Consider the following 24,627-nt stretch of genomic DNA (forward strand, 5'->3'; position numbering starts at 1 on the left):
CAGGAATCTGTCGAAAGGGCCCGTGAGGTGACTCTGTGGACTTCTCTTGAGCCGGCGGCGGCGACCGTCGATCCCGGCAGCCGGGCGACCGTCCGGCTGCGGGTGCGCAACACCGGTGACGTCGTCGACGAGTACCGTTTCGAGCCCGTGGGGGCCGTCGCGCCCTGGACGGTGGTGGAGCCGCAGACGTTGCGGCTGTATCCCGGTACGACGGGGACGGTGGAGCTGACGTTCGCGCCTCCTCGTACGCCGGACGCGGCGGCGGGGCCGAATCCGTACGCGGTGCGGATCACGCCGACCGAGCATCCGGACGCGGTGACGGTGCCGGAGGGGAATCTGACGATCACCCCGTTCACGGAGGTGCGGGCCGAGCTGGTGCCGCCGACCGTGAAGGGGCGATTGCGTGGCCGTCCCCGGCTCGCGATCGACAACCTCGGCAACAGCCGGGTCACCGCGTCCGTCGCGGGGGCGGACATCGGTGACAACCTGTCGTACGAGTTCCGTCCGGGCAACGTGCAGATCGAGCCCGGCCGGGCGGCGTTCGTGGACACCACGCTGCGGCCCCGGCAGATCATCTGGTTCGGGTCGAAGGAGCAGCGGCCGTACGCGCTGTCCGTGCAGCGGTCGGGGGCGGTGCCGCTCTCGGTGGACGGGACCTTCGTGCAGCGCGGGTTCCTGCCGAGGTGGCTGGCGACCGCGCTGAGTATCACGATGGCCCTCGCGATCGCGTTCGTGATGATCTGGCTGAGCTACCGGCCGACCGTGACCAGCGCGGCCAAGGAGCGGCTCGTGGAGGCCGGCAGCACGTCGCTGCCCAGTCCGTCCGTGTCCGCGCCGTCGGCGCCCAGGACCGACTCCTCCGCCGAGGCGCTGCCCGACCAGCCGGCGGCCTCCGCCCCGGCACAGAACGACGACACCGGCGGATCGGGTTCGGGGTCCGGGTCGGGCTCCGGGTCCGGTTCGGGCGGTTCCGGCAGCTCGGGCGGCGGCGGTTCCGACGAGGAGGAGCCCGAGGTGGCCGGCCAGGTGATCATCGGGCAGGCCTCCGACCGCTGCATCGACGTCACCGACGCCCAGGACGGCAAGGGCAAGGACGGCACCCCGCTGCAGATCTGGGACTGCGCGGGCTCCGCCAACCAGAAGTGGGACTTCCGCAGCGACGGCACCGTCCGTTCCGTCGGGATGTGCATGGACGTCGCCTGGGGCTCGCGCGACGACGGCGCGGTCATCCAGCTGGCGCGGTGCAGCGGCAACCCGGCCCAGCAGTTCGTGCTGAGCCAGGCCGGTGACCTCGTCAACCCGCAGGCCGACAAGTGCGTGGACGTCAAGGACAGCGGCACCGGCAACGGCGCGAAGCTCCAGCTGTGGACGTGCTCGGGGACTTCCAACCAGAAGTGGCGGGTCGAGTAGCGAACGGCCGGTGAGGCCTACCAGTTGGCCTCGCCCGGCACCAGACGGCCCGCCTTGCGGTACTCGCGGCGGGCCCCCTCCAGCAGGTCGCCGTCGCCGACCGGCTCGCCCCGTCCGGCGGCCAGGTAGGCGGCGGTGACCACCGCGCTGCGGATCGAGCCGCCGGCGAGTTCGAAGTCACGGGCCAGCGGGGCCGGGTCGACGCCGTCGGCGCGCGGCACGTGGGACAGCCCGTGCCGCCACAGGGCGAGGCGCTGCTCCCGGTCCGGGAACGGGAAGTCGATCACCAGGTCGAGGCGGCGGGTGAACGCCTCGTCGATGTTGGCGCGCAGGTTGGTGGTGAGCAGCGCGATGCCGTCGAAGGACTCCAGGCGCTGCAGCAGGTAGGCGCTCTCCATGTTGGCGTACCGGTCGTGCGAGTCCTTCACCTCCGAGCGCCGGCCGAAGACCGCGTCGGCCTCGTCGAAGAGCAGGACGGCGTCGGTGCGGTCGGCCTCGGTGAAGATGCGCTCCAGGTTCTTCTCGGTCTCGCCGACGTATTTGTCGACGACGGAGGACAGCTGGACGACGTACAGGTCGAGGCCGAGTTCGGCGGCGACGACCTCGGCCGACAGCGTCTTTCCCGTCCCGGACTCGCCCGCGAACAGGCCGAGGACGCCCCGGCCCCGGCCGCCGCCCGCGCTGAGCCGCCAGTCGCCGAGGACACGGTCGCGGTGGCGGGCGCGCAGGGCGAGTTCGTGGAGCTGGGCGAGCGGCCGCTCCGGCAGGACGAGGTCCGTCCAGCCGACGTCGGGCCGGATCCGGCGGGCGTGCCGCTCCAGGCCGGACGCGGACTGCTGACGGGCGGCGAGGCGGACGTGGTCGGCGGTCAGGGGGCCGCCCTCGAAGGCGGCGAGGGCCCGGGCGGCGTGCGCGGCCCGGGCGACGCGCTCGCCGCCGAGGCGGTACGGGGCGACGGTGGCGGCCAGGTCGAAGGCGGTGCCGGCGGCCCCGAGTTCGCTCTCCCAGACGGCTGTTCCGCCCGCCCCGCGACGCGGGGCGTCCAGCACCAGGGGGTCGTCGGGGGACCAGTGGGGGTCGTAGGGGCGGGGGTCGGTGAGGAGGACGGTCACGTCCGGTGCGGCGGTCAGCGCGGCGACGAGCGGGGCCGGCTGTTCCGGCAGGCCGGACACGACGAGGGCCCGTCCGGTCAGCCGGGCCTCCCGCAGGAGGCCGGGGACGTGGTCGGCGGGACCGGTGAAGCGCAGGGCGTCGAGGCCGGCCGTGTGCAGGGCGGTGGCCACGGCGGCGAGGCCGTCGCCCTCGCGGTGCTCGCGCAGGTAGACGGTGAGCGGGCCGTGCGCCACGCGCTCGGCCAGCCGGTGGGCGAAGGCCCCGGCTGGCACGGGCCGCGGCAGCGGGTGCAGATGGCCGTGCAGGGACGCGTCCGGGGTGTCGTCGCCGAGGAGATGGGCGAGCACCCGGTCGGGGACCCGCAACGAGCGGGACAGGAAGGGGCGTTCGGGCTCCTCGACCTCCAGCAGCCCGAGCGCGCACAGCGGGGCCGAGGCATGGAGACGGGCGCGGGCCGGCGCGAGGTGCGCGGGCGCCCCGCACAGGTCGAGGGCGAGGCCGGTCGTCGCCCGGCGCCTGCTGACGTCGTCGTTGAGGTAGCCGTAGAGCGGCTCGAAGGCGCGGTCCAGGTCGGGGGCCAGGGCGACGAGGAGGACGGCGACGTCGAGGCCGGTGAGCGGGAGACGGGCGGCGAGCGCGGCGAGGCGGTCCCCGGGAGTCGGGGTGAGGCCGTCCGTGAACCCGTCCGCGCGGTCGTCTGCGGGCGGGTTCGAGGGGACGACGCCCACCGGGGGGACCGGCTCCCGGCTCAGCAGGTGCCGTACCGCCTCCTCGGAGAGGTACAGGCCGCGCAGCGGGTCGGCTGCCGTGGGGTCTCCGGCGGCACGGTGCTCGACGAGGGCGGTGACCCGTTCACGGAGCACGGACAGACGGCTGAGCAGCGCGCTCGTCCCGTCGGTGGCGGCGGCGGTGCGGCCGGCGGGGCCGTCCCCGGCGTGGGGGGCGCTCCCGTGGGCGGGGGCCGTCCGGCCGGCGGCGGGGGTGCGGCCGGAGGGGGCCCGCTCGTGGGTGGGGGCGCCGGCCGGGTCCCCCGCCGTCACGGCGGTCACCGGCCGGGCCCGCGGGCCGCGCGTGCCGCCGCCACCTGGTGCGGGCGGTGGGCCCGCTCCCGGTCCTGCGGGGGTTCGCCGTCGAGGCCGGAGACACGGACGACCGCGCCCTCGGTGACCGGCGGCCCGGCGTCGTACTCGGGGTAGGCGGGGAAGGGCGCCGTCACCACCAGGTCCAGGGAGGGCTTGAGTTCGCCGCCCAGGGCGGACCAGATCTCGGCGAGGGAGCGGGACTCGGTCTGCACGCCGGCCACGCTCACCGGCACGGCGAGGCCCAGCGCGCCCAGCGCGCCCGGGAGTTCCTCGGCGGGGAGCACCTCGCGCGGGATGAGGTTCGCCAACACGGCCGACAGCAGCCGGTGTTCGTCCTGAGGGGTCTTCGTCCAGGCCGTGACGAGGTACGACAGCCGGAACCAGCGCGGCGGCTGACGCCGTTTCACCACCACGTCCCGCTCGTCGCGCACCGCGACCTGGCCGCGCTGGCGGCGGGTCACGTCCTCCCGGATGTCGTACAAGTAGGCGTTCACGACGGGCGAGTTGCGCCGGGCGGCCCAGTCGCGGGTGGGCGCCTCGAAGGAGACGTCGATCCCGGAGCCGGTCAGCGCGCCGCCGCCGAGGAGGCCTTTGAGGACCTCGTCCACCTCGTGGATCACCGTCGCGCTCCTCCATCGCCCCGCACAGAACCCCGTTCACCGATCGTGCCCCCGGGCCCGGGGGTTCCGCAGGCGCGCCGGGGTCGGCGACCGGGCACGGCACGCTGCCCGCGTGTCCGCCTTCGAGTGCCCGTTCGGTCAGATGTAGCCTTCCCGGAGGGCATATGCCACCGCATGGGCCCGGTTCCGCAGATGCAGGCGCGTCGTGAGTCCGTGCATCACGTTCTTGACGGTTCGTTCGGAGTAGGACAGCTTGCTGGCGATCTCTCCGGTGTCGAGGCCCTCGGCGACCAGCCGCAGGACGTCCACCTCCCGTGGCGCGAGCCCCAGCGAGGGCGCGCCGGGCCGCCCCGCCGCGCCCCGGTGCAGTGTGCCGACCTGGCTGATCAGCCGGCCCAGCAGATCGGCGGGCAGGTCGCCGTCGCCGCGCGCGGCCGCCAGCACCGCCTGCACCAGCCGGTGCGCGGTGGCCTCGCGCCGCCAGACGATCGCCCCGACCCCGCACTCGATGACGTCCAGCAGCTCGGTCTCGCGGATCGCGCCCACGACCAGCACCGCACGGGTGCCGTCGGTGCGGGCGATCCGGCGCAGCCGGGCCAGCGCCGTGTCGTCGAGGGTGTCCTCGATGAGCAGCGCGACCGTGCCGGGTGCGGGCGAGGGCTCCTCGCGGACCTCGATCTCGGGGCGCCCCCGCAGCTGGCTCGCGGCGCCCTCGCGGGAGATCGGGTCGGGGGCGAGGACGGCGACGGGTATGCGCCGCCTGGTGTTCGGCGTGCCGGTGTCCGGCGTCCGGGCCTCGGATGTCCGGGCGTCTGCTGTCCGGGGTGAGCTGAGCAACCGTATCCCCCATGTTCACGGGCCCGCCGCCGGCGGGAACCGGGAACGGGTGGGTCTGGTCCAGACTTCTCGGCCCCCGCGACGGGCGCAATCGTGGACCACCACGAGCAGGACCACGAGAGCAACGGTGCAACCACCACGGGGTGTGAACATCACTGCAGGTCAACGGGGGTTCGGTGGTCGTTCGGGAGGCTTGTCGTGAGCCTCGCCACAACGGCCGTACGGCGTCGTATCGAACCGCGTCTCCCAGAGGTACCGGGTCTGAGGGACGTACCGACTGGCAGGAGACAGGGATGACGGGACTCTTGCGGGAACGCGACGACGCGCTGGCGCTGCTCGCGGCCGAGGCCGAGCGCGCCCGCGCGGGCGCCGGGCGGCTGGTGCTGCTGCGCGGGGCCACCGGCACCGGCCGCTCCGCGGTGCTGGAGGCCGCGGTGGCGCGGGCGGCGGTGCGCGGACTGCGGGTCCTGCGGGCCCGCTGCTCCCCCGAGGACACCGCCGTCCCCTTCTCCTCGGTCCTCCATCTCCTGGGCCCCGTGCCGGAGTTCGCGGGCGAGGCGGTCGCACCCGGCGAGGACGACCGGGGCAGCGCGGCGCGACTGTGGCGGCTGCTGCGGTCGTACGCGGCCGAGGGGCCGGTGATGGTGGCCGTGGACGACGTCGACCTGGCCGACGACGCCTCGCGCCGCTGGCTGACCGAGGCGGCCCGCCGCGTGGACCGATTACCGCTGCTGCTCGTGGCCACCGAGCGCAGCCAGTACGACATCGATCCCCGCCCGACAGGTCTCACCCACGCTCTCACCCCCTCCCTGATCCGCACCCACACCCTCGCCCCGCTCACCGACGACACGTCCGCCGAGCTGGTCCGCGCCGCCTTCCCCACGGCCTCGCCGCAGTGGACGGCGGACTGCGTGGCTGCCGCCGCGGGCAGCCCCCTGCTGTTGCACGCCCTCCTCGACGACCTCGCCGGCGCGCCCTCCTCGGCCGCCGTACCGAGGACGTGCGCCGCGCTGTACCCCGGCTCCTACCCGGCCGCCGTGTCCTGGTGGCTGGACAGCGCGGGCGAGGCGACGGCGGTGGTGGCGCGGACGCTGGCGGTGCTGGAGCGGCACCCCGCCGATCCCCCCGGGACTCCCGCGGCCCTCGCCGCGCTGCTCGCCGACGCCTGCGCCGCCGACCCCGCCCGGGTCTCCGGCTGGCTGACGGCGATGACCCGGCTGGGCCTGCTGCGGGAGGACACCGCCGGCCTTCCCCGCTACCCGCACCCCCTGCTGCGGGACGCCGTGCTCGCGGGCTGGCCCGCCGCCCGCCGGCAGGACGCGCACCGGGCGGTCGCCGAGGCGATGCTGCGCCGGGGCGACGGTGTGGAGACCGTGGCCCGGCAGCTGCTGGGCAGCGGGCCGGTGGGCCTGCCCTGGGCGCTGCGCGTGCTGCGCGACGCGGTCACGGCCGCCGTCCGCGCGGGCCGTCCGGACGACGCCGTCGGCTATCTGCGCCGGGCCCTGGCCGAACCCCTCCCCGACGACCTCCGCCAGCGCCTGCTGACCGAACTGGGCTCCCTGGAGTACGCCTCCGCGGACGCCCCGGCCGGCATCCCCCGCCTGGCCGAGGCGCTGGACCTGCCGGCCGAGCCCCGCGACCGGGTCCGTACGGCGATCGCGCTGGGCACGGCACTGGCGGGCCGCGGGGAGGTCCGTACGGCGGTGGAGGTCCTGCGCGGGCTGGAGTCCCGGCTCCCCGGCCACCCCGATCTGGCGCGCACCCTGCAGACGGCGTCCGCGCTCCTGTCCGACCAGGACCAGACCGTCCGCCAGGACGCCTACCGCTGGCTGGCGGAGACCGTCGAACGCTCCCCGGAGCCGGTCGGCGCCTCGGCCCGGGCCCTGCTGGTCCGCTACGCGGCCACGGCCGGGGACATCGGGGCGCGGGAGGCGATGCGCCGGCTGCACACCCTCCTGGAGGAGCCCGCCGAGCCACTGGCCGAGCCCTTCCTGCTGGGTACGGCGGCGGCGGTGGCGCAGTGGGCCGACGAACTGGACGAGGCGGAACGCCTGGTGGAGCGGGGCCTGGCCGGCCAGCGCCCGTCCCTGCTGCACCCGATGGAGCAGGCGCTGCTGGACACCCGGACGGACATCGCGGCGGCGCGGGGCGCGTACGCCACCGTCCTCGCCGCACGGCCCGGGGCCCGTGCCCGCCGCACCGGCGTCCCCTCCAACGCCGACGCGCACGCCCTGACGGCCCTGGTGGAGACGGGCCGCACGGACGAGGCCCGCCGCCTCGCGGACACCTTCGACCTGCGGGACGCCCCCGACTCATGGGAGCTGAACCGCTTCCTCTACGCGCGGGGCATCCTCCGCTTCACCGAGGGGGACGTGGCGGGCGCCCTCCACGACTTCCTGGAATGCGGCCGCCGCCAGTCCGCCCGCGCCGTCCTCAGCCCGGTCGTGACCCCGTGGCGCACGGCGGCCGCGGAGTGCCGGCTGGCGCTGGGCCATCCGCGGGAGGCGCTGACCCTGGCGCAGGAGGAGCTGCGGCTGGCCCGCGTGTGGAACACCCCGCGCACGGTGGGGCGCGCCCTGCGCGTCCTGGGCCGGGCCACCCGTGGCCGGCGCGGTCTGGAACTGGGTGAGGAGGCGGTGAGGGTGCTCCGCGACTCCCCGGCCGAGGCGGAACTGGTCGCCTCGCTCCTGGCCCATGGCTTCCAGCTGAACGCGGCCGGCGAACGCGCCCGGGGCCGCGACCACCTCCGGGAGGCCGCCGAACGCGCCGAACGCCTCGGCAGCGTCCGCCTCCTGACGTACGCCGACCACGCCCTGCGGACGGCCGGTGCCCGCCGGACCACCCCCGCGCACACCGGCTCCGGCGCCCTCACCGGCAGCGAACGCCGGATCGCGGAGCTGGCGGCGGAGGGCCGCACGAACACCGAGATAGCGGGGCTCCTGCACGTGGCCCGCCGTACCGTGGAAACCCATCTCACCAGCGCCTACCGGAAGCTGGGCATCCGCAGGCGGGGGGAGCTGCCCGGGGTGCTGGAGGTGCGCGACGCCCGGTGACCGCCGCGTCCGGCGACCTCGCGTTCCCGGGGGGCGGTCCGGCGGCCGGTCAGGGGTTCACGACCGCGGGCGGGCCGGCGAGGGCGCCGCCGTCCAGGACGAACTCGGTGCCGGTCGAGAAGGTGGCCTCGGTGACGACGAAGAGGACCATGCGGGCGACCTCCTCGGGATCGCCGAACCGGGGCAGGGGCTGGCCCGCGGCGAACGACTCGTCGAAGCCGGCCGTCATCGCCGTACGGATGACGCCGGGGTGCACGGAGCAGACGCGGACCCCGTCGGGGGCCAGTTCCAGCGCGGCCGTCTTCGTCAGGCCGCGCAGGCCCCACTTGCTCGCCACGTACGCTCCGACGCCGGCGTAGCCGGTCAGCCCCGCGAGGGAGGAGATGTTCACGATCACCCCGCCGCCGGCCCGGCGCAGCGACGGCGCCACCGCGCGCATGCCCAGCCACGGCCCCTGGAGGTTCACGTCGACGACCCGGCGGAACGACGTGAGGCTCTGCTCCTCCATCGTGCCGAAGTCGGCGATCCCCGCGTTGTTCACCAGCACCGAGACCGGGCCCAGGTCCCGCTCCGTCCTGGCGAGCCCCTTCTGCCAGGCGTGCTCGTCGGTGACGTCCAGATGCAGGAAGCGCGACGGGCCGCCGAGCTCCGTCGCCAGGGCCGTCCCCTCGGCGTCGAGAAGGTCGGCGACCACCACGTGGGCGCCTTCGGCCGCGAGGAGACGCGCCACCGCGGCGCCGATTCCCCTGGCCCCGCCGGTGACGACCGCCACCCGCCCGTCGAGACGACCCATCGTGACCTCCTGAGACGGCGACAACGTCCGGCTCCGCAGGAGCCACCCGCCCAGCATCGGCCGCGGCGGGCCGGGACCGCAGCTCGGAATGGACCGTCAGGGGCCCGGGACCGTCAGAACCCGACCCGGCCCGCGACGACGCCGGGGGCGGCTGGGCGCGGTGCGCCGGGTCGGCGGTCTCCGGGCCGGTGCTACCTTCCCGGCTCATGAGCGACACCGTGTACGTCGGCAACGCGGGCAGGGACGCGGCACTGGACCGGGGCTGGCTGCTCGGCCACTTCAAGGACGCCGCCGATCCCCGGCACAGCGAGGCCGTCGAGATCAAGTGGGGCGTCCACCCGAAGGCCGACGAGCGCAGCGGATGGGTGACCGGTGAGGAACGCACGGCCCTGCTGGTTCTCATCAGCGGCCGCTTCCGGGTCGAACTGCCCGGCCGCAGCGTCCTGCTGTCCCGGCAGGGCGACTACGTCGTCTGGGGCCGCGGCGTCGACCACTCCTGGTACGCGGAGGAGGAGTCCGTCGTCCTGACCGTCCGCTGGCCCTCCGTCCCCGGCTACGCGACCTGAGCGGCCGGACGTCCGCCCCCTGCCCGGCGGCCGGGACTGTCGCCGGCCCCCTTTAGAGTGGCTGCACTTGAGGGGAAACGATCAGGGGGGACAGATGATGTCCATGTCTCGGCGTGGCCGGATACGAAGATCTGCCGCGGCGGTGGTGACCGCCTCGGCGCTGCTCGCACCCGTGGCCGCGGTGACGGCGACGGCCTCGGAGGGCCCGGGACCCGCCACGGTGGGGACGGTCACCGGGGCGTCGGGGCCGGACGGCGCGGCGGGCGCCGAGCTGGCGGACGGCGCCCGCGTCGACCTGGTCGACGGGCGGGACGTACGGATCACGGAGGCGGCGGAGGGTTCCGCGGGCGGGGCGTCCCGGTACGCGATCGGCGCGGTGGACGGCACGGTGTCGGTGCGGCCGGCCGGGACGTCCGAGAGCGCGAAGCTCCCGCTGGCGTCGGCCGGCACGGCGGCCGAGGGCGCGAGCCCGGCCACGAGCACCGAGCGCGACACGTACACCTCGTCGACGTACGCGGTGAAGCTGAACATCACGAACGCCGACGTCCGGTCGAAGCTGTTCTACGTCTGGAACCGCAGGACCTGGACGTCGTACGCCGTGAACAGCGACGTCATCGGCCCGTCGGCGACCGTGAAGCTGCCGCCGGGCGACTACTTCTCGGTCGCGCTGCACAACGACTGGCAGGAGCCGAGCTACCTGCTCACCCGTACCTTCACGGTCGGTTCGGCCGCCACCACGGTCTCCTTCGACCAGCGGCTGGCCAAGGAGACGGCGATCCGCACCGACGACACCGGCGCCACCCGGATGTCGGCCGCCGCCTGGCTCACGGTCCCGGGCGGGGACCTGGCGGGCTTCGCCGGTTCCGGTGCCGACAAGGTGTACGTCACGCCGTTCTCGCTGCAGGGCGTCTCGCTGCGCCTGCACGACGTGCTCGGCAAGAAGGGCTCCTCGGCGGCCGTGCCGAGCCCGTACCGCTACGACCTCACGCACACGTACACCACGACCGTGCCCTCCACCCCGGTCAGGACGGTCCGCACGGCCGACCTGGCGAAGACGGTCACGTCGGTCCGGGCGCCGGGCACCCGCACCCCCGCGGACCTGCTGAGCGTCCCCCAGTTCGGCGAGTGGACCGGCGTGTACGTCGGCAGCCCGGTCCCGGTCGCCGGTTCCGTCACCGAGTACGCCACCCCGGGGGTCACGTACGGCCGCCTGCTGCACTACGGCACCGGTGACCTGTCCCTGGACCTGCCCGACCGCACGCTGCCGGCCGGGACCACCGAGGGCGAGGTGCTCGGCGCGGGCCCGGCCCAGCCGGTGCGCCGGGAGTGGGGCGGCTCGCAGCGCAACGCCGGGAAGATCTGGCTCTACGAGCCGCATGCCTTCGGCGACACCGCGGGCCACGAGGGCATCGACGGCCGGGCGGCGTACGCGTACAAGCTGACCGGTTCCGACGGCGTGACCTACGCCCAGGCGTCCGGCCTCGACGCGTACGACACGGTCACCTCGTCGGCCCTGCCGTCGGCGGAGCGGACGTACACCCTCGACCAGACGGTCCACCGCCGCGTCCCGTACGCCCGGCTGGGCGCGGATGTCCACAGCCTGTGGACCTTCCGCTCGGCCTACCAGTCGGGCCAGGAACTCCCGCTGATCGACGCCCGGCTGACGGTCGACGGGCTGGACGGATACGGCCGCGCGGCCGCCGGGACGGTCCGCGTCGACACCACCGCGACCACCCGCAACAGGGCCGCGGCGGAGGCGAACACCAAGGTCACGGCGCTCGCCTACTCCCTCGACGACGGCGCGACCTGGACCGACGCCCCCCTCGCGGCCGACGGTTCGGCGACCGTCGACGTCCCCGCCACCGCCTCCTTCGTCTCGCTGCGCCTCACCGCCGCGGACGACCTGGGCGGCGGCCTCACCCGCACCCTGCGGCGGGCGTTCGCGGGTCCCGCGCCCCAGGGCGACGAGCGGGTGGGCGCCACCGGCGTCTCCGGCGTCGTGGTCAACGGCGGCAAGCCGGTGCGGCTGACCACCGAGCCGCTCCAGGAGTTCAAGGCGTCGTTCACGGTGAACGACCCGTCCGGCGTCGCGCGCGCCGGCATCCACCTCTACCGGGGCGCGTACGACACCCCCGACGCCGTCCTGTACGAGACGTGGCCGGCGACCTGCACCCGGGCGACGGAGACCACGTCCACCTGCGAGGCGCAGTTCGCGTACATCCACCCGCGCTGGACCCTGGGCCGCAACGTCCTCGCCGGTTCCTGGAAGGTGTCCGTCTGGGCCGAGTCCGCCGACGGCACGGGCCTGCGGGACGTGCACGCCGTGAAGACGGTGCCCGTCGTGCGCGACGCGACGCTGACCGCCAACGCCGGCCCCGAGCCGGTGGCCAAGGGCAGGACGCTCACCGTCACCGGCAAGCTGGCCCGCGCGGACTGGGAGACCCTCGGCGGCTACCACGGGTACTCCGGCATGAAGGTGCAGCTGCAGTTCCGCAAGGCGGGGGCGAGCGCGTACTCCCTGGTGAAGACGGTCACCGCGGACAGCTCGGGCAGCCTGAAGACCACGGTGCAGGCCTCGGCGGACGGCTACTGGCGCTATGTCTTCACCGGTTCGTCCAGCACGTCGTCCGCGACCTCGGCGGCCGACTACGTCGACGTCCGCTGACCTCTCCCCACCCCCGTCGGGCCCCGGCTCTCTCCAGGCCGGGGCCCGGCGCATGGGCCGCGCCGGCGGGAGAACCAGCCGCCCGCCGTCCATCCATGTGAACAGAAATCACGTACCGGTCTATTGACGTGTCCCGGGCAACGGTCCTAGCTTCCGGGGGAAAGCGCTTTCTGGATGGCTCTGTCCCGCCGCAGCGGCACCCGCACCCGCCCGTTCGGACTGGAGATCAACGATGCGTCAGCTGAGACACGTCATGGCCTGCACCTCCCTGCTCGCGGGCGCGCTCGTCGCGCTCGCCGGCACCGCGCCCGCGCAGGCCGCCACCACCCGCTACGAGGCCGAGACCTCCCCGGCGGTCTGCGCCGGCACCATCGACTCCGACTGGACCGGCTACTCCGGCAGCGGATTCTGCAACGGCACCAACTCCACCAGCGGATACGCCCAGTTCACGGTGAACGCGGCGACCGCCGGCACGGCCACGCTGAACGTCCGCTTCGCCAACGGCACCACCACCGCCCGCCCGGCCTCGCTCGTCGTCAACGGCACGACCGTGCAGACGCCGTCCTTCGAGGCCACGGGCGCCTGGTCCACCTGGGTCACCAAGACCCTCACCGTGTCGCTCGACGCCGGCAGCAACACCATCCGGCTCAGCCCCACCACCGCCGCCGGGCTGCCCAACGTCGACCACCTCGAGGCGACCACGACCGACAGCACCACACCCCCGGCGAGCGGCGCGATCTACGTCTCCCCGAGCGGCACCGACAGCGCGGCCGGGACGCAGTCCGCCCCGACCACCCTCGCCTCGGCGATCAGCCGGGTCGCCGCCGGCGGGACCATCTACCTGCGCGGCGGGACGTACAACTACGCCTCCACCGTCACCGTCCCGCAGACCAGCAGCGGCACGGCGAGCGCCCTGACCACCCTGTCCGCCTACCCGGGCGAGACCCCCGTCCTCAACTTCTCCGCCCAGAGCGAGAGTTCGTCCAACCGCGGACTCCAGCTCTTCGGCTCGTACTGGCACGTCCACGGCCTCGTCGTCGAACACGCCGGTGACAACGGCATCTACGTGGGCGGCAGCGACAACGTCATCGAGCGCACGGTGACCCGCTACAACCACGACACCGGTCTCCAGCTCGGCCGGATCTCCTCCAGCACCCCGAGCAGCGAGTGGCCCTCCGACAACCTGATCCTGAGCGCCGAGTCGCACGACAACGCCGACTCCGACGGCGAGGACGCCGACGGGTTCGCCGCGAAGCTCACCACCGGGACCGGGAACGTCTTCCGGTACGCCGTCTCGCACCACAACATCGACGACGGCTGGGACCTCTACACCAAGCCGGACACCGGGGCGATCGGCCCGGTGACCATCGAGGACTCGCTGTCCTACAACAACGGCACGCTGTCCGACGGCACCGTGAACTCCAACGGCGACCGCAACGGCTACAAGCTCGGCGGCGACGACATCGCCGTCGATCACGTCGTGCGGCGCAGCATCGCCTACCACAACGGCAAGCACGGGTTCACCTACAACAGCAACCCGGGCTCCATGGCCGTCTCGAACAACCTGAGCATCGACAACGCCCAGCGCAACTACTCCTGGGACGCGGGGACCTCGGTGTTCCGCACCAACACCTCCTGCCGGTTCGGCGTCAGCGGGTCGAACGACAAGACCGTCGGTGACGCCGACGGCACCAACCAGTTCTGGACCGGCACGAACGGCTCCCGCTGCGCCTCCTCCTACGGCGGCGCGCTCGGCTGGTCGTTCGCCTCGGACGGGAAGCTGGTCGTGACCCTGGGAGGCAGCAGGGTCACGCTGTAGGACCTCTTCCGGCGCCTGGCCGCCGGCCCCGGTCCGGTCCCGGCGCGGTCGCCGGGGCCGGGGCCGGACGCCGGGAGTGCGGCGGGTCAGAGGATCCGGCGCAGGAGGCGGTCCTTCCGGGGGGTGTGGGGCGGGTAGACGACCCGCAGGGGATCCAGCAGGAGGGGCTTGTCGAGCACGGCCTTGGTGTGGCTGAAGGTGTCGAGGGAGTGGGCGCCGTGATAGCGGCCGAGGCCGCTCCCGCCGACACCGCCGAACGGGAGCCCCGGCACGGTGAGATGGGCGTTGGGGACGCCGAAGGCGAGGGCGCCGGAGGAGGTCTCCGCGGCCAGCCGCCGCTTGGAGTGCCGGGAGGCGGTGAAGCCGTACAGGGCGAGGGGCTTGTCCCGGGCGGTGATGAACGCGATCGCCGCGTCCAGGTCGGGGACGCGCACGATCGGCAGGATCGGTCCGAAGATCTCCTCGCGCATCACGGGCGCGTCCGGGTCCACGTCGGCGAGGACGGTGGGGGCGAGGTAGCGGGTCGCGCGGTCGTGCTCCCCGCCGGTGACCAGCCGGCCGCCGCCGTCCAGCAGGCCCAGCAGCCGGTCGAAGTGACGGCCGTTGACGATCCGGCCGTAGTCGGCGCTCGCGGACGGCTCGGTGCCGTACATCTCGCGGATCGCGGCCGTCAGCTGCCGCTCGATGCCGCCGGCCGCCTCGCCGATCGCGAGGACGTAGTCGGGGGCGGTGCAGCTCTGGCCGGCGTTCAGGAACTTGCCCCACGCGATACGGCGGGCGGCCGTCCTGAGGTCGGCGCCGGGTTCGACCACGGCGGGGGACTTGCCGCCCAGTTCGAGGGTGACCGGGGTGAGGCGGCGGGCCGCGGCGGCCATCACGACACGGCCGACGGTGCCGTTGCCGGTGTAGAAGATGTGGTCGAAGTGCTGCTCCAGCAGGGCCGTCGTCTCGGGCACCCCGCCCTCCACGACCGCCACGGCCTCCGGGTCCAGGGCCCGCGGCAGCAGCTCGGCCAGCAGTGCCGAGGTCGCGGGGGCCAGCTCACTGGGTTTGACCACCGCGCAGTTGCCCGCGGCGAGGGCGCCGACGAGGGGCGCGAGCGCCAGCATCAACGGGTAGTTCCATGGGCTGATGACCAGGACGGTGCCCAGGGGCTCCCGTACGGTCCTGGCCCGGGCCGGAGCGAGCGACAGGGGCACCCGGACCCGGCGGGGGCGCAGCCAGCGGTCGAGGTGGCGCAGGGTGTGGTCGATCTCGTGGACGACGAAGCCGGTCTCGGTGAGGCGGGCCTCGGTGGCGCTCTTGCCGAGGTCGGCGTGGAGGGCTGCGGCGAACTCCGTCTGACGCTCGGTCACGAGTGCGCGCAGCGCGCGCAGTTGTGCCTTGCGCCAGGAGAGGGGGCGGGTGCGGCCGGTGGCGAAGGCGGCGCGCAGGCGGGCGACGGTCTCGTCCGGGGCGGGGGCCGGGAGGGGAGCGAGGTCGGGGTTCTTGCTCAGCGGCGTCGGCATGCCTGGACCATATACGAAACGAAAGTATTTCGTTTCGTATTGGCTATACTTCCCCCATGCCGGCCTCCCGCACCCCCGCCCGCCCCCTCGCCGAACTCGCCGCCCGCCTGACCGGACGCTCCGGCGCACCCGAGGAGGAGCTCCTGGCGCCGGGCAGCTCCTGGAACCTCTCCCAGACGCTGCAGCACTGCGCCCAGACGGTCCGCTACTCGGTGACCGGCTACCCCCGGCTGAAGCCGGCCCTCTTCCGGGCCACCGCCGGAGCCCTCGCCAAGCGGGTGTTCCTGAGCCGGGGTGCCACGCGGCACGCGCTGGACGCGGAGCTGGACGGCGCGCCGCCGCTGGATCCCGGGCTGCCGGCCGCCGAGGCGGCGGCACGGCTCGCGGACGCGGTGGCCCTCTTCTCCGCCCACACCGGCCCGCACGCCCTCCACCCGGCCTACGGCCGCTGCACCCACGACGAGTACGAGCGGCTGCACGCCATGCACCTGGCGGAGCACCTTCCGGGCCTGGCCGATGTCTGACACCGGGGCGCGGGCGGCGGCCCAGGAGCGGGTACCGCCCCGCCGCGGGCGCCCCCGTGACGCCGGGCGGGACCGGGCCCTGCTGGAGGCCACCCTCGCCGTGCTGGCCGAGAGCGGTTACGGCGGACTCACCACCGGTGCGGTGGCCGCCAGGGCCGGAGTGTCCACCGCGACGCTGTACCGCCGCTGGTCCTCCAAGGAGGAGCTGGTCATCGCTGCCGCCACGACCCGCGCCGAGGACCTCGTGCAGCAGCCCGACACCGGCAGCCTCGAAGGGGACCTGCGGGCCCTGCTCCGGGACAAGGCCGCGAGCCTGACCGGCGAGAGCGGGCGCCTGATGCGCGCCCTCATCGGCGAGGCCGCCCACAACGACGCCCTCGCCGAGGCCCTCGCGACCAGCTTCCTGGTCCCGGTGCGCCGCCGCGTGGAGGAGGCGGTGGCCCGGGCGACGGCCCGCGGGGACATTCCGCCGGTCGACGACCCGGAGATGCTCGGCGACCTCGTCGTCGGGCCGATGCTGAGCCACTTCCTCATCACACCGCGCCCCCCGGAGGCGGTGGACGGGCAGACCGCGCGAACCGACGCGGACCGCCTCCTGCCGTTCGTCCTGCGCGCCCTGGGCGTCGGGGGACGGTGACGGGCCTGTCGCGGGGGCCGGGGGCCTGCCGGCGGCGCGGGCCGGGGAACGGTGGCCGCCCGGCCGGCCGTATGCCGGGCCGGTGATCGCCCTGCCGCACGGGGCGGGAGGCGCCCTGTGCCGGTCGCGGGCGGGGCCCGGTGACCTCCCCCCTCCCGCAGCGGGGGCCGGGGCGCATTGCTTTCCGGCTGAGGGCGCTTGCTTCCCGGCCGTCGCGGGACTTTCTCGTCGTCCGGGGCGCTGCTCCGTCCCGGAGCAGGCGGGCGTCCGGGCGGGAGCCGCCGAGGGGGCGGTGTCCTGTGCCGCGGCAGCCCACGTCTGCCCGTCAAGGAGCGGCGTCGGGCGCGTGCTCTCGGCGTACGGGCCGCCGCTCCTTCACCCGCGGAGATCCATCAGAGGGGCCCTGGCGTCGGCCGGGGGAGGCGTGGCGGGGGTGGGGGAGGTGGCGGTGCGGGTCTCCAGGGCGTGCAGGACGGCGACCATGTCCTCCGCGCCGTGCCCCTGGGCCACGGTCTCGTCGAAGAGGGCGTGGCAGACGTCGAGGAGGGGGGATGCCAGGCCGGCCTTGCGGGCGGCCTCCGCGATCAGCCGGTTGTTCTTCAGGACGTCGGCGGCGGCCGCCTGGACGGCGAAGTCGCGGGCCAGCAGCTTGGGCGCCTTCATCCGGGAGACACCGCTGGCCATCGGGCCCGCCTCCAGGACGTCCCGCAGCAGGTGCCGGTCGAGTCCGTGCCGGTCGGCGAAGTGGAACGCCTCGGTGAGTCCGGTGACCAGGGTGATCAGGAACAGGTTCACCGAGAACTTCATCAGCAGCGCGCCGGGGACGGCGCCGCAGTCGAACGTCGCGTGGGCCATCGGCGCCAGCAGGGGCCGTACGGCGGCGACCGCGTCCTCGTCGCCCGCGAGCATCGCCACCAGCGTGCCCTGTTCCGCCGGCACCCGGGAGCCGGACACCGGCGCCTCGACGTAGCGCCCGCCCGCCGCCCGGACGGCGTCCCCCAGGTCCGCCGAGTACTCGGGCGAGGTCGTGCCCATGTGCACGAGCGTGTGCCCGGCGGCACGGGCGGCGAAGTCCGGGGTGCCGCGCCCCAGCACCGCGTCCGTCGCGGTCTCGTCGGCCAGCATGAGGATCACCGTCTGCGCCCGGGCGAAGAGCTCGGCGGGGCTCGCCGCGACCTCGGCCCCGGCGGCGCGCAGCGGCTCGCAGCGGGCCGGTGTGCGGTTGTGGACGACGAGGGGCGTCCCGGCGCGGGCCAGGTTGAGCGCCATCGGCTGCCCCATCACACCGAGGCCGACGAAACCCACGTACATGAGGAACCACCATCGCTTCCGCACCGCCGTCGCTGGCTATGACAGCGGTCATAGTAGCCGTGGCTATGACGACGGTCATAGGGTGGCTTCCGCACAGCTCGGCATCGGGACAGGGAAGGTCGGCCATGGCGGTGTCCGGACGGGGCCCACGGGAGCGGATGGTCTTCAGCGCGGCCCAGCTCATCCGGCGCGAGGGGGTCGCCGGCACCGGGATGCGCGAGGTCGCCGCCCAGGCCGGAGCGCCGCGCGGATCGCTCCAGCACTACTTCCCCGGAGGCAAGGAACAGCTGGTCAACGAGGCCGTCGGCTGGGCCGGACGGTACGCGGGCGGACGCGTCGCCCGTTTCCTCGCCGCGCTGCCCGAGCCGACGCCCGCCGGGCTGTTCGCCGAGATGGTGCGCCAGTGGACCGACGAGTACGAGACGGCGGGCTTCGCGGGCGGCTGCCCGGTGGCGGCCGCGACGGTGGACTGCGCGCTGTCCACCGAGTCCACCCGCCGGGCCGCCGCCGACGCGTTCGCCACCTGGACCGGGCCGGTGGCCGGGGCCCTGACGGACATGGGCGTGCCTCGGGAGCGGGCCGGTGCGCTCGCCACCCTCATGATCAGCGCCCTGGAGGGGGCGATCCTCATGGCCCGGGCCGAGCGGGACGTCCGCCCCCTGACCACCGTGGCCCGGGAACTCGCCCCGCTCCTCGACGCGGCGGTGCGGAAGGACGCCTGACCGCCCCGCCGGACACCGCGGCCCCCGCCGTCTAGCGCAGCGCGGCCACGAACTTCCCGAGCCGGGCGATCCCCTCGCGCAGCTCACCGGCCGACGCCGCGTACGACAGCCGGACATGGCTCTCGGCCGTGCTCACGCCGAAGTCGCGGCCCGGCGTGAGCGCGACGTGCGCCTCCCGCAGGGCCCGTGCGCAGAACTCCCACGAGGTGAGCCCGGTGCCGCTGACGTCGAAGTAGACGTAGAACGCGCCGTCGGGCGGGACCGGCACGGGCAGGCCGATCCGCTCCAGGCCGTCCAGGACGAGCGCGCGCCGCTCGGCGAACTCCGCCCTGCGGTCCTCGCAGACGGCGAGGGACTCGGGGGTGAAGCAGGCCAGCGCGGCGTGCTGGGCGGGGGCGGAGGCGCAGAGGAAGTAGTTCTGGGCCAGGCGTTCCAGCGCCGGGACGAGCGCCTCGGGGACCACGCACCAGCCGAGCCGCCAGCCGGTCATGCCGAAGTACTTCGAGAAGCTGTTGATCACGACGGCGCCCGGGTCGTGGGACAGCGCGCTGCGCGGCGGCCGGCCCGTGTCGTCGTGGTCGCCGAGGTCGAGGTAGATCTCGTCGACGATCCGCCACGCGTCCCGCTCGCGGGCGAGGTCGCAGATCGCCGTGAGCTCGGTGGCCGGGACGGAGGTGCCCGTCGGGTTCGACGGCGTGGCGACCATCACCCCGCGCGTGCGGTCCGTCCAGTGCGACCGTACGGACGCCGCGTCCAGCTGGAAGCGGGAGGCGGCCGTGGTGGGGACGAGGGTGACCCGGGCGCCGAAGCTCTCCATGATCTGCCGGTTGCACGGGTACGACGGGTCCGCGATCAGCACCTCGTCGCCGTCGTCGACGAGGGCGGCGGCCGCCAGCACCAGCGCGGCGGAGGCCCCCGCGGTGACGACCACCCGGGCCGGATCGACCTCGACGCCGTGCCGCTCGCCGTAGAAACCAGCGATCGCCCGGCGCAGCGCGGGCAGACCGAGCGCCGCCGTGTACGTCAGGGGCCTGCCGTCCATGGCCTCGCGCATCGCCGTCAGGACGGCCGGGGGTGCGCCGAAGTCGGGTTCGCCCAGGCTGAGTTTGACGACGTGGTGGCCCTCCGCCTCCAGGGCGGCGGCCCGCTTGCCGAACTCCATGGCGTAGAAGGGCGCGACGGACTGGGCGCGCTGCGAGATCCTCATGCCGTGTCATTGTCCGGGAGGTCCGGCGAGCAGGGGATTCCGTCCCGCTCCGCGGACCGTCCGGCCGGAGCACCCGTCCGGCCGGAGCACCCGTCCGGCCGGAGCACCCGTCCGGGCGGTCCGGATCCCGGTCGGCAGCGAACCGGCCGACAACGTTGCCCGGTTCTCACCATGTGCGGCCGCCCCGGGTCTGGAACGATCTTCTCGCCGGCAAGAAGCCAACCATCATGGGGGAACGACATGAGACCGATCCGTGCGGCGCTCGCCGTGGCCGCGGGCACCCTGACTCCCGCCCTGCTGCTCGCCACGCCGTCCTTCGCCGCCGCCCCGGCGGCCCCGTCGCCCGTCACCACGTCCGCCACGGCGACGGCGGGCGCGGCCACGGGCGAGGAATCCCCGTACGACTCGATGTCCGAGGACGATCTGCGCATCGCGATCCTGCGCGTCCTCGCGGACGGGAGCACGGGCAAGGGGGTGCGCAGGGAGGCGCAGAAGGCGCTCGACGGCACCGTCGAGGACATGCGCGCCTTCCTGAAGACGGGCATCCTGCTCGCCCAGGACGAGGACAACAAGGTGGCGATCTTCCGGATCCTCGCCGACCCCGACAGCGGCAAGGCCGTCCACCGGGAGGCCGTGAAGGCCCTGGAGGGCACCCTCCAGGACCGGGCGGCCTTCCTCTCGACCGGGTACCGGCTCGCGCAGGCCGAGGACGACCGGGTGGCCATCGCGAGGATCCTGGCCAGGACCGACATCAGCGCCGCCCTGCGCGCCGCGGCGCAGGACGCGATCGACGGCACCCCGGAGGAACTGCGCCACTTCCTGGAGGTCGGCCAGTACGAGGTGGACGGTCGGGGCCTCTCGTCGTCGTGAGGGCGGGCGTTCCCGTTCCGTGAGGTCTCCTGGCCGTCGTCGGGCCCGGTGCCGCGGCAGGCACCGTTCGCCCTTCACGCAAACGGTGCCCGCCGCGGCACTAGCCTGGACAAAAGGGGCGCCGTCCGGAGGGCGGCGGCGCCCGGCGGGGAGAGGAGGAGCGGGCATGTCCACTCTCAAGGCGCAACCGGCGGCACCGGATCCCGCCGAGCAGGAGGCGTTCGCGGCCGAGGTGGCCGACGTGCTGAACAAGGGGGCACTGGCCCTGCTCGTCGGCGTCGGCCACCAGTGCGGCCTGTTCGACACCCTGGCCGGTCTGCCCCCGTCGACCAGCGCCGACATCGCCGAGGCGGCGGACCTGGACGAACGGTACGTGCGCGAGTGGCTCGGCGGCATGGTCGTCGGCGGGTTCGTCGACTACGAGCCGGGCGGGCGGACGTACCGGCTGCCCCCGGCCCACGCCGCGTCGCTGACCAGCGCGGCCGGTCCCGAGAACCTGGCCGGGATGATGCCGTACATCGCCCTGATGGGCGAGGTCGAACAACGGGTCGTGCGCTGCTTCCGGGACGGCGGCGGGGTGCCGTACGCGGCGTATCCGCGCTTCCAGGCGCTGCAGGCCGAGGAGAGCGCCCGGTTCTACGACATGGCGCTCACCGACGTGGTGGTGCCGCTGGTGCCGGGGCTGGCCGAGCGGCTGCGGAGCGGTATCGACGTCCTCGACGTGGGCACGGGGCAGGGGCACGCGCCGCTGCTGCTGGCGAAGGCCTTTCCGGAGAGCCGCTTCCACGGCCTGGACCGGTCCGAGGACGGCATCGCGGCCGCGCGCGCCGAGGCGGCCCGCGCCGGTCTCGGCAACCTCCGCTACACCGTGGCCGACTCGACGGCGATCGACGGCACGTACGACCTGGTCACCGCCTTCGACGTGATCCACGACCTGGCGCGGCCGGCCGAGACGCTGGCGGCGATCGCCCGCGCCCTGCGCGACCAGGGCGTCTTCCTCATGGGGGACATCGCCGCGTCCAGCAGGCTGGAGGAGAACATCGGGCATCCCTTCGGGCCCGCGCTCTACGGCTTCTCCGTCTTCTACTGCATGACCACGTCCCTGAGCACCGGCGGAGCCGGCCTGGGCACGGTGTGGGGCCAGGAGACGGCGCGGCGGATGCTCGCGGCGGCCGGGTTCGAGCACGTCGACGTCCGGTCCGTCGAGGGCGACCCCGTCAACGTCTACTACGTCGCGGGCAAGGGCTGACGCCCGTCAGTCGCGCGGCTGGGCGATGTTGACCATCCACGGGATGCCGAAGCGGTCCGTGCACATGCCGAACACGTCGCCCCACATCTGCTTGTCGAGCGGCACGGACACCGAGCCGCCCGCGGACAGCTTCTCCCAGTAGCCGCGCAGCTCGGCGTCGTCGTCGCCGCTCAGGCTCACGGAGAAGCCGCGGTCCGGGCCGACCTCCGTCCCGGGCGGGGAGTCGGCGCCCATCAGCGTGAAGCCGCTCGGCGTCTCCAGCATCCCGTGCATGATCCGGTCGGCCATCGGGGAGTCCGCCTGGCCGAAGTCGCCGTAGGTGTTGAGCGTCAGGGTGCCGCCGAACACCTCCTTGTAGTGCTCCAGCGCCGCCCGGGCGTCGCCGTCGAAGCTGAGGTAGGGGTTGAGACGCGAGGCCATGGAAACCTCCAAGAGGTGGCAAAAGGGGCGAAAGGGTGCCGTGGGGAGACTAGCGCTCCGTGAGCGTGTGGGCGACGAGGGCGTTGGCGTGGCCGCGTCCCAGCCCGTGTTCGGCCTTCAGCCAGTTCACGAGTTCCATGTGCCGGGTCAGCGGCGAGGCGCGGATGAGGTCCTTCCACTCCGCTATGGGCCGGCCGTACTTCTTCTCGATGGAGGGGAAGTAGGAGGCGGGGCCCTTGGTGGTGGCGGTCATGTCGGTGCCCTCTCGTCGGTACCGGTGCGGTCACCGGTACCGATACCGACCCCGGGCGGACGGCGAAGTCATCGCCGCCGGGATGTGATCCACGTCACTCGTACGCCGGGCCCCCTGCCGCCTCCCACCCACCGTCCGCCCGCGCCGCCGTCCGGGCGGGGCCGCTCAGCGGCTGGTGGGGAGCCAGCCCTGCTGGACGGCGCGTACGCCCGCCTCGAAGCGGCTGCGGGCGCCGAGGCGGTCCATCAGCTCGGAGGCGATACGGCGGGCGGTGCGGTGGGAGACCCCCAGCCGCTTGGCGATCGTCTCGTCGGTGTGGCCCTCGGCCAGGAGCCGCAGGGAGGTCGCCTGCTGGCCGGTGAGCCCGTGCGCGTCGGTGGGGACGACCTCCCCGAGCGGCCGTGCGGACTCCCAGGTCGTCTCGAAGAGCGCGTACAGCGCGGTGAGCGTGCCCTGCCCGGTCAGCAGCACGGCCCCCGCGGCCGTGTCGTCGCTGCTGACCGAGATCATCGCGGTCCGCCCGTCCATCAGGATCATCCTCGTCGGCAGGGACGGCACCGTACGGACCTGCCCGCCCAGCCGGGCCAGCCAGGTGGCGTGCTCGACGGTGGGCCGGTTGGTGCGGACGCTGTCCAGGTAGATCGTGCGCATACGCACCCCGCGCCCCAGCAGGTCCTCGTTGAGCGGCCGTGACGCCGCCATGTTCTCCGCGGTCTGCGGCCCGCCCGGCGCGAAGGTGAGGAACTCGTCGGTGACCTCGCGCGTGAGCATCGCCAGCCGGTCGCGGACCTGGTCGAGGCCGACCAGCTGTTCCACACCGGGATGACTGGTGGCCGGACGCAGCTCGGCGTACTCGGAGATGAGCTGGGCGGCGGCCGCCCGCGAGGCCTCGAGGCGCTGCTGATGGGCCGCCAGCTGGGCCTGCTGCCGGGCCATCAGGATCTCCATGCCGATGTCGGGGGAGACCGCGCGCAGCCGGCCCGAGCCCCCGGCTGCGGGACGCACCAGGGCCAGCTCGCTCAGGGTGTCGAGGGCGTCGCGCACCTCCTCGTCGGACAGCCCCACAGCGTCACCGAGCGCGGCGACCCCGGCCGCCGGCTGTCTGAGCATGGCGCGGTACACGGTCTCCGCCACTGAGTCGAGCCCGAGTGCAGTCAGCATGTGGTCCCCCCGGTTCCTTCACGCGATGTCCTCTGTTTTCCGATGATCTTCGCAGAGGGGTGAGGGATCGTCACCAAGCCGGGCCGGAACAGGCCGTGACCGCAAGGGGCCTGGCACGAAACCGCCGTGCGGACCGCATCCGTTGAGACTCTGGGGCGCATGTACCTCGTGCACGCGCATCTGGAACTGCCCTCGGGGGAACGGCTCCCTCCGGACATCAGGGCCGTGGTGCGCTCCTCGATCATCCCCGGCGACCGCGTCGAGCACGTCGCCGTACACCCGCGCTCCGCGTCCGCGCTCACGCTCGGGTTCTATCTGCTGGCCGGCGTGCTCGAGGAGGCGGAGGAACGAGCCGTACGCGTCTGTGACCGACTGCGGCGGGACGTGCCCCAGTTGGCCACGGCACGGCTGACCGGGGCGGGGGCGCCGCTGCTGCCGCTGGCCTTCGCGCCCCAGCCGGTGGACTGAAGCGCCGTGGACGCATGAGTCCAAGGCCCTTTCCGTCCATCCGTGAACCCTTCTCACGGGCCTGAGCTGCGACGAAGCTAGGGATCACCGGCCGGGCCGAGCGTCACCGCGGGACGCGACGGCAGACCGGACACCGCAGTTCACCCCGGAAGGAACGGAAACAGCCATGCTTCGTACCCGCCTCGCCCAGGCCGCCGCGGTCGCCTCCCTCGTCCTCGCGGCCTCTCTCGCCGCCCCGGCGATCGCGTCCCCGTCCCAGGCGGACGCGGCGGGTTCCGCCGTCCTCGCGGACGCCGGCTGGCAGGTCGCCCCGGCGGACGCCGGCTGGCAGTGAGCCGC

22 protein-coding genes are annotated in these 24,627 nt (G+C 74.3%); 12 read left to right on the forward strand and 10 right to left on the reverse strand.

What is annotated here, in order from left to right; all coding sequences use genetic code 11:
* Window positions 1-27: 27 nt before the first annotated feature.
* Window positions 28-1,410: a ricin-type beta-trefoil lectin domain protein gene (locus tag ACFY30_RS16005; protein WP_390845798.1), complete on the forward strand. Its 1,383-nt coding sequence runs from the start codon at window positions 28-30 to the stop codon at window positions 1,408-1,410.
* A gap of 17 nt (window positions 1,411-1,427) precedes the next feature.
* Here ACFY30_RS16005 and ACFY30_RS16010 read toward each other — a convergent pair whose 3' ends face one another.
* The 3 genes from ACFY30_RS16010 to ACFY30_RS16020 all read right to left on the reverse strand — a co-directional run bounded on the left by ACFY30_RS16010 (window position 1,428) and on the right by ACFY30_RS16020 (window position 5,062).
* Window positions 1,428-3,386, reverse strand: a complete 1,959-nt coding sequence (locus ACFY30_RS16010) for an ATP-binding protein (RefSeq protein ID WP_390846119.1) — start codon at window positions 3,384-3,386, stop codon at window positions 1,428-1,430.
* Between the two features lie 182 nt (window positions 3,387-3,568).
* A complete protein-coding gene (locus ACFY30_RS16015; protein ID WP_390845799.1) occupies window positions 3,569-4,225 on the reverse strand; it encodes a DUF4255 domain-containing protein in 657 nt (218 codons plus the stop codon).
* Between the two features lie 138 nt (window positions 4,226-4,363).
* Window positions 4,364-5,062, reverse strand: a complete 699-nt coding sequence (locus tag ACFY30_RS16020; RefSeq protein ID WP_390845800.1) for a LuxR C-terminal-related transcriptional regulator — start codon at window positions 5,060-5,062, stop codon at window positions 4,364-4,366.
* A 293-nt stretch (window positions 5,063-5,355) separates the two neighbouring features.
* On the opposite strand from ACFY30_RS16020, the gene ACFY30_RS16025 reads away from it, so the two are divergent.
* Window positions 5,356-8,115 (forward strand): AAA family ATPase, encoded by a 2,760-nt coding sequence (locus ACFY30_RS16025; RefSeq protein ID WP_390845801.1) that lies wholly within the window; start codon window positions 5,356-5,358, stop codon window positions 8,113-8,115.
* Between the two features lie 49 nt (window positions 8,116-8,164).
* On the opposite strand, the gene ACFY30_RS16030 is transcribed toward ACFY30_RS16025, so the two are convergent.
* Window positions 8,165-8,908, reverse strand: coding sequence for an SDR family NAD(P)-dependent oxidoreductase (locus ACFY30_RS16030; protein WP_390845802.1), 744 nt, complete (start codon window positions 8,906-8,908; stop codon window positions 8,165-8,167).
* Window positions 8,909-9,114: 206 nt separating this feature from the next.
* On the opposite strand from ACFY30_RS16030, the gene ACFY30_RS16035 reads away from it, so the two are divergent.
* The 3 genes from ACFY30_RS16035 (at window position 9,115) to ACFY30_RS16045 (ending at window position 13,958) form a co-directional block, all read left to right on the forward strand.
* Window positions 9,115-9,474 (forward strand): signal peptidase I, encoded by a 360-nt coding sequence (locus ACFY30_RS16035; protein WP_390659596.1) that lies wholly within the window; start codon window positions 9,115-9,117, stop codon window positions 9,472-9,474.
* A 142-nt stretch (window positions 9,475-9,616) separates the two neighbouring features.
* A complete protein-coding gene (locus ACFY30_RS16040; protein ID WP_390845803.1) occupies window positions 9,617-12,139 on the forward strand; it encodes a hypothetical protein in 2,523 nt (840 codons plus the stop codon).
* A gap of 232 nt (window positions 12,140-12,371) precedes the next feature.
* The gene (locus ACFY30_RS16045) at window positions 12,372-13,958 is read left to right on the forward strand and encodes a carbohydrate-binding protein (RefSeq protein WP_390845804.1); all 1,587 of its coding nucleotides are present in this window, start codon (window positions 12,372-12,374) and stop codon (window positions 13,956-13,958) included.
* A gap of 86 nt (window positions 13,959-14,044) precedes the next feature.
* Here the strand turns inward: ACFY30_RS16045 and ACFY30_RS16050 are convergent, their stop codons facing one another.
* A complete protein-coding gene (locus ACFY30_RS16050; RefSeq protein WP_390845805.1) occupies window positions 14,045-15,466 on the reverse strand; it encodes an aldehyde dehydrogenase family protein in 1,422 nt (473 codons plus the stop codon).
* Window positions 15,467-15,522: 56 nt separating this feature from the next.
* On the opposite strand from ACFY30_RS16050, the gene ACFY30_RS16055 reads away from it, so the two are divergent.
* Window positions 15,523-15,990 carry a DUF1569 domain-containing protein gene (locus ACFY30_RS16055; RefSeq protein WP_390845806.1) on the forward strand — a complete coding sequence of 156 codons (468 nt, stop codon included), beginning with the start codon at window positions 15,523-15,525 and terminating at the stop codon, window positions 15,988-15,990.
* A complete protein-coding gene (locus tag ACFY30_RS16060) occupies window positions 15,983-16,627 on the forward strand; it encodes a TetR/AcrR family transcriptional regulator (RefSeq protein WP_390845808.1) in 645 nt (214 codons plus the stop codon). The genes ACFY30_RS16055 and ACFY30_RS16060 overlap by 8 nt, the downstream gene beginning before the upstream one ends.
* Before the next feature lie 375 nt (window positions 16,628-17,002).
* Here the strand turns inward: ACFY30_RS16060 and ACFY30_RS16065 are convergent, their stop codons facing one another.
* On the reverse strand, window positions 17,003-17,938 hold the full coding sequence (locus ACFY30_RS16065) for an NAD(P)-dependent oxidoreductase (protein ID WP_390845809.1): 936 nt from the start codon (window positions 17,936-17,938) through the stop codon (window positions 17,003-17,005).
* Window positions 17,939-18,063: 125 nt separating this feature from the next.
* On the opposite strand from ACFY30_RS16065, the gene ACFY30_RS16070 reads away from it, so the two are divergent.
* Window positions 18,064-18,660, forward strand: coding sequence for a TetR family transcriptional regulator (locus tag ACFY30_RS16070; RefSeq protein WP_390845810.1), 597 nt, complete (start codon window positions 18,064-18,066; stop codon window positions 18,658-18,660).
* 31 nt (window positions 18,661-18,691) lie between these two features.
* Here the strand turns inward: ACFY30_RS16070 and ACFY30_RS16075 are convergent, their stop codons facing one another.
* The gene (locus ACFY30_RS16075; RefSeq protein WP_390845811.1) at window positions 18,692-19,867 is read right to left on the reverse strand and encodes a pyridoxal phosphate-dependent aminotransferase; all 1,176 of its coding nucleotides are present in this window, start codon (window positions 19,865-19,867) and stop codon (window positions 18,692-18,694) included.
* 240 nt (window positions 19,868-20,107) lie between these two features.
* Between ACFY30_RS16075 and ACFY30_RS16080 the strand changes: the two genes are divergently transcribed.
* Both ACFY30_RS16080 and ACFY30_RS16085 read left to right on the forward strand, forming a co-directional pair.
* Window positions 20,108-20,737 carry an ALF repeat-containing protein gene (locus ACFY30_RS16080; protein ID WP_390845812.1) on the forward strand — a complete coding sequence of 210 codons (630 nt, stop codon included), beginning with the start codon at window positions 20,108-20,110 and terminating at the stop codon, window positions 20,735-20,737.
* Window positions 20,738-20,903: 166 nt separating this feature from the next.
* A complete protein-coding gene (locus ACFY30_RS16085; RefSeq protein WP_390845813.1) occupies window positions 20,904-21,986 on the forward strand; it encodes a class I SAM-dependent methyltransferase in 1,083 nt (360 codons plus the stop codon).
* A 6-nt stretch (window positions 21,987-21,992) separates the two neighbouring features.
* Here ACFY30_RS16085 and ACFY30_RS16090 read toward each other — a convergent pair whose 3' ends face one another.
* The 3 genes from ACFY30_RS16090 to ACFY30_RS16100 form a co-directional block, all read right to left on the reverse strand.
* The gene (locus ACFY30_RS16090; RefSeq protein ID WP_390845814.1) at window positions 21,993-22,406 is read right to left on the reverse strand and encodes a VOC family protein; all 414 of its coding nucleotides are present in this window, start codon (window positions 22,404-22,406) and stop codon (window positions 21,993-21,995) included.
* Window positions 22,407-22,455: 49 nt separating this feature from the next.
* The gene (locus ACFY30_RS16095; RefSeq protein WP_390845815.1) at window positions 22,456-22,659 is read right to left on the reverse strand and encodes a DUF4287 domain-containing protein; all 204 of its coding nucleotides are present in this window, start codon (window positions 22,657-22,659) and stop codon (window positions 22,456-22,458) included.
* Between the two features lie 165 nt (window positions 22,660-22,824).
* Window positions 22,825-23,820, reverse strand: coding sequence for a helix-turn-helix domain-containing protein (locus ACFY30_RS16100; RefSeq protein ID WP_390845816.1), 996 nt, complete (start codon window positions 23,818-23,820; stop codon window positions 22,825-22,827).
* Between the two features lie 159 nt (window positions 23,821-23,979).
* On the opposite strand from ACFY30_RS16100, the gene ACFY30_RS16105 reads away from it, so the two are divergent.
* Both ACFY30_RS16105 and ACFY30_RS16110 read left to right on the forward strand, forming a co-directional pair.
* Window positions 23,980-24,288 (forward strand): hypothetical protein, encoded by a 309-nt coding sequence (locus ACFY30_RS16105; protein ID WP_390845817.1) that lies wholly within the window; start codon window positions 23,980-23,982, stop codon window positions 24,286-24,288.
* Window positions 24,289-24,454: 166 nt separating this feature from the next.
* Complete coding sequence (locus ACFY30_RS16110) at window positions 24,455-24,622, forward strand: hypothetical protein (RefSeq protein ID WP_390845818.1); 168 nt, start codon at window positions 24,455-24,457, stop codon at window positions 24,620-24,622.
* Window positions 24,623-24,627: the final 5 nt, after the last annotated feature.

Source organism: Streptomyces sp. NPDC000345 (assembly GCF_042898825.1).
In the GTDB taxonomy this organism is placed as follows: Bacteria; Actinomycetota; Actinomycetes; order Streptomycetales; family Streptomycetaceae; genus Streptomyces.

Bases quoted from the DNA above. Each gene is read 5' to 3' on its own strand.
- ACFY30_RS16045 (WP_390845804.1), top strand. From the start codon at position 12,372: ATGCGTCAGCTGAGACACGTCATGGCCTGCACCTCCCTGCTCGCGGGC.
- ACFY30_RS16065 (WP_390845809.1), bottom strand. From the start codon at position 17,938: ATGTACGTGGGTTTCGTCGGCCTCGGTGTGATGGGGCAGCCGATGGCG.
- ACFY30_RS16105 (WP_390845817.1), top strand. From the start codon at position 23,980: ATGTACCTCGTGCACGCGCATCTGGAACTGCCCTCGGGGGAACGGCTC.
- ACFY30_RS16090 (WP_390845814.1), bottom strand. From the start codon at position 22,406: ATGGCCTCGCGTCTCAACCCCTACCTCAGCTTCGACGGCGACGCCCGG.
- ACFY30_RS16095 (WP_390845815.1), bottom strand. From the start codon at position 22,659: ATGACCGCCACCACCAAGGGCCCCGCCTCCTACTTCCCCTCCATCGAG.
- ACFY30_RS16055 (WP_390845806.1), top strand. From the start codon at position 15,523: ATGCCGGCCTCCCGCACCCCCGCCCGCCCCCTCGCCGAACTCGCCGCC.
- ACFY30_RS16050 (WP_390845805.1), bottom strand. From the start codon at position 15,466: ATGCCGACGCCGCTGAGCAAGAACCCCGACCTCGCTCCCCTCCCGGCC.
- ACFY30_RS16035 (WP_390659596.1), top strand. From the start codon at position 9,115: ATGAGCGACACCGTGTACGTCGGCAACGCGGGCAGGGACGCGGCACTG.
- ACFY30_RS16110 (WP_390845818.1), top strand. From the start codon at position 24,455: ATGCTTCGTACCCGCCTCGCCCAGGCCGCCGCGGTCGCCTCCCTCGTC.
- ACFY30_RS16070 (WP_390845810.1), top strand. From the start codon at position 18,064: ATGGCGGTGTCCGGACGGGGCCCACGGGAGCGGATGGTCTTCAGCGCG.
- ACFY30_RS16085 (WP_390845813.1), top strand. From the start codon at position 20,904: ATGTCCACTCTCAAGGCGCAACCGGCGGCACCGGATCCCGCCGAGCAG.
- ACFY30_RS16030 (WP_390845802.1), bottom strand. From the start codon at position 8,908: ATGGGTCGTCTCGACGGGCGGGTGGCGGTCGTCACCGGCGGGGCCAGG.
- ACFY30_RS16025 (WP_390845801.1), top strand. From the start codon at position 5,356: ATGACGGGACTCTTGCGGGAACGCGACGACGCGCTGGCGCTGCTCGCG.
- ACFY30_RS16075 (WP_390845811.1), bottom strand. From the start codon at position 19,867: ATGAGGATCTCGCAGCGCGCCCAGTCCGTCGCGCCCTTCTACGCCATG.
- ACFY30_RS16060 (WP_390845808.1), top strand. From the start codon at position 15,983: ATGTCTGACACCGGGGCGCGGGCGGCGGCCCAGGAGCGGGTACCGCCC.
- ACFY30_RS16100 (WP_390845816.1), bottom strand. From the start codon at position 23,820: ATGCTGACTGCACTCGGGCTCGACTCAGTGGCGGAGACCGTGTACCGC.
- ACFY30_RS16080 (WP_390845812.1), top strand. From the start codon at position 20,108: ATGAGACCGATCCGTGCGGCGCTCGCCGTGGCCGCGGGCACCCTGACT.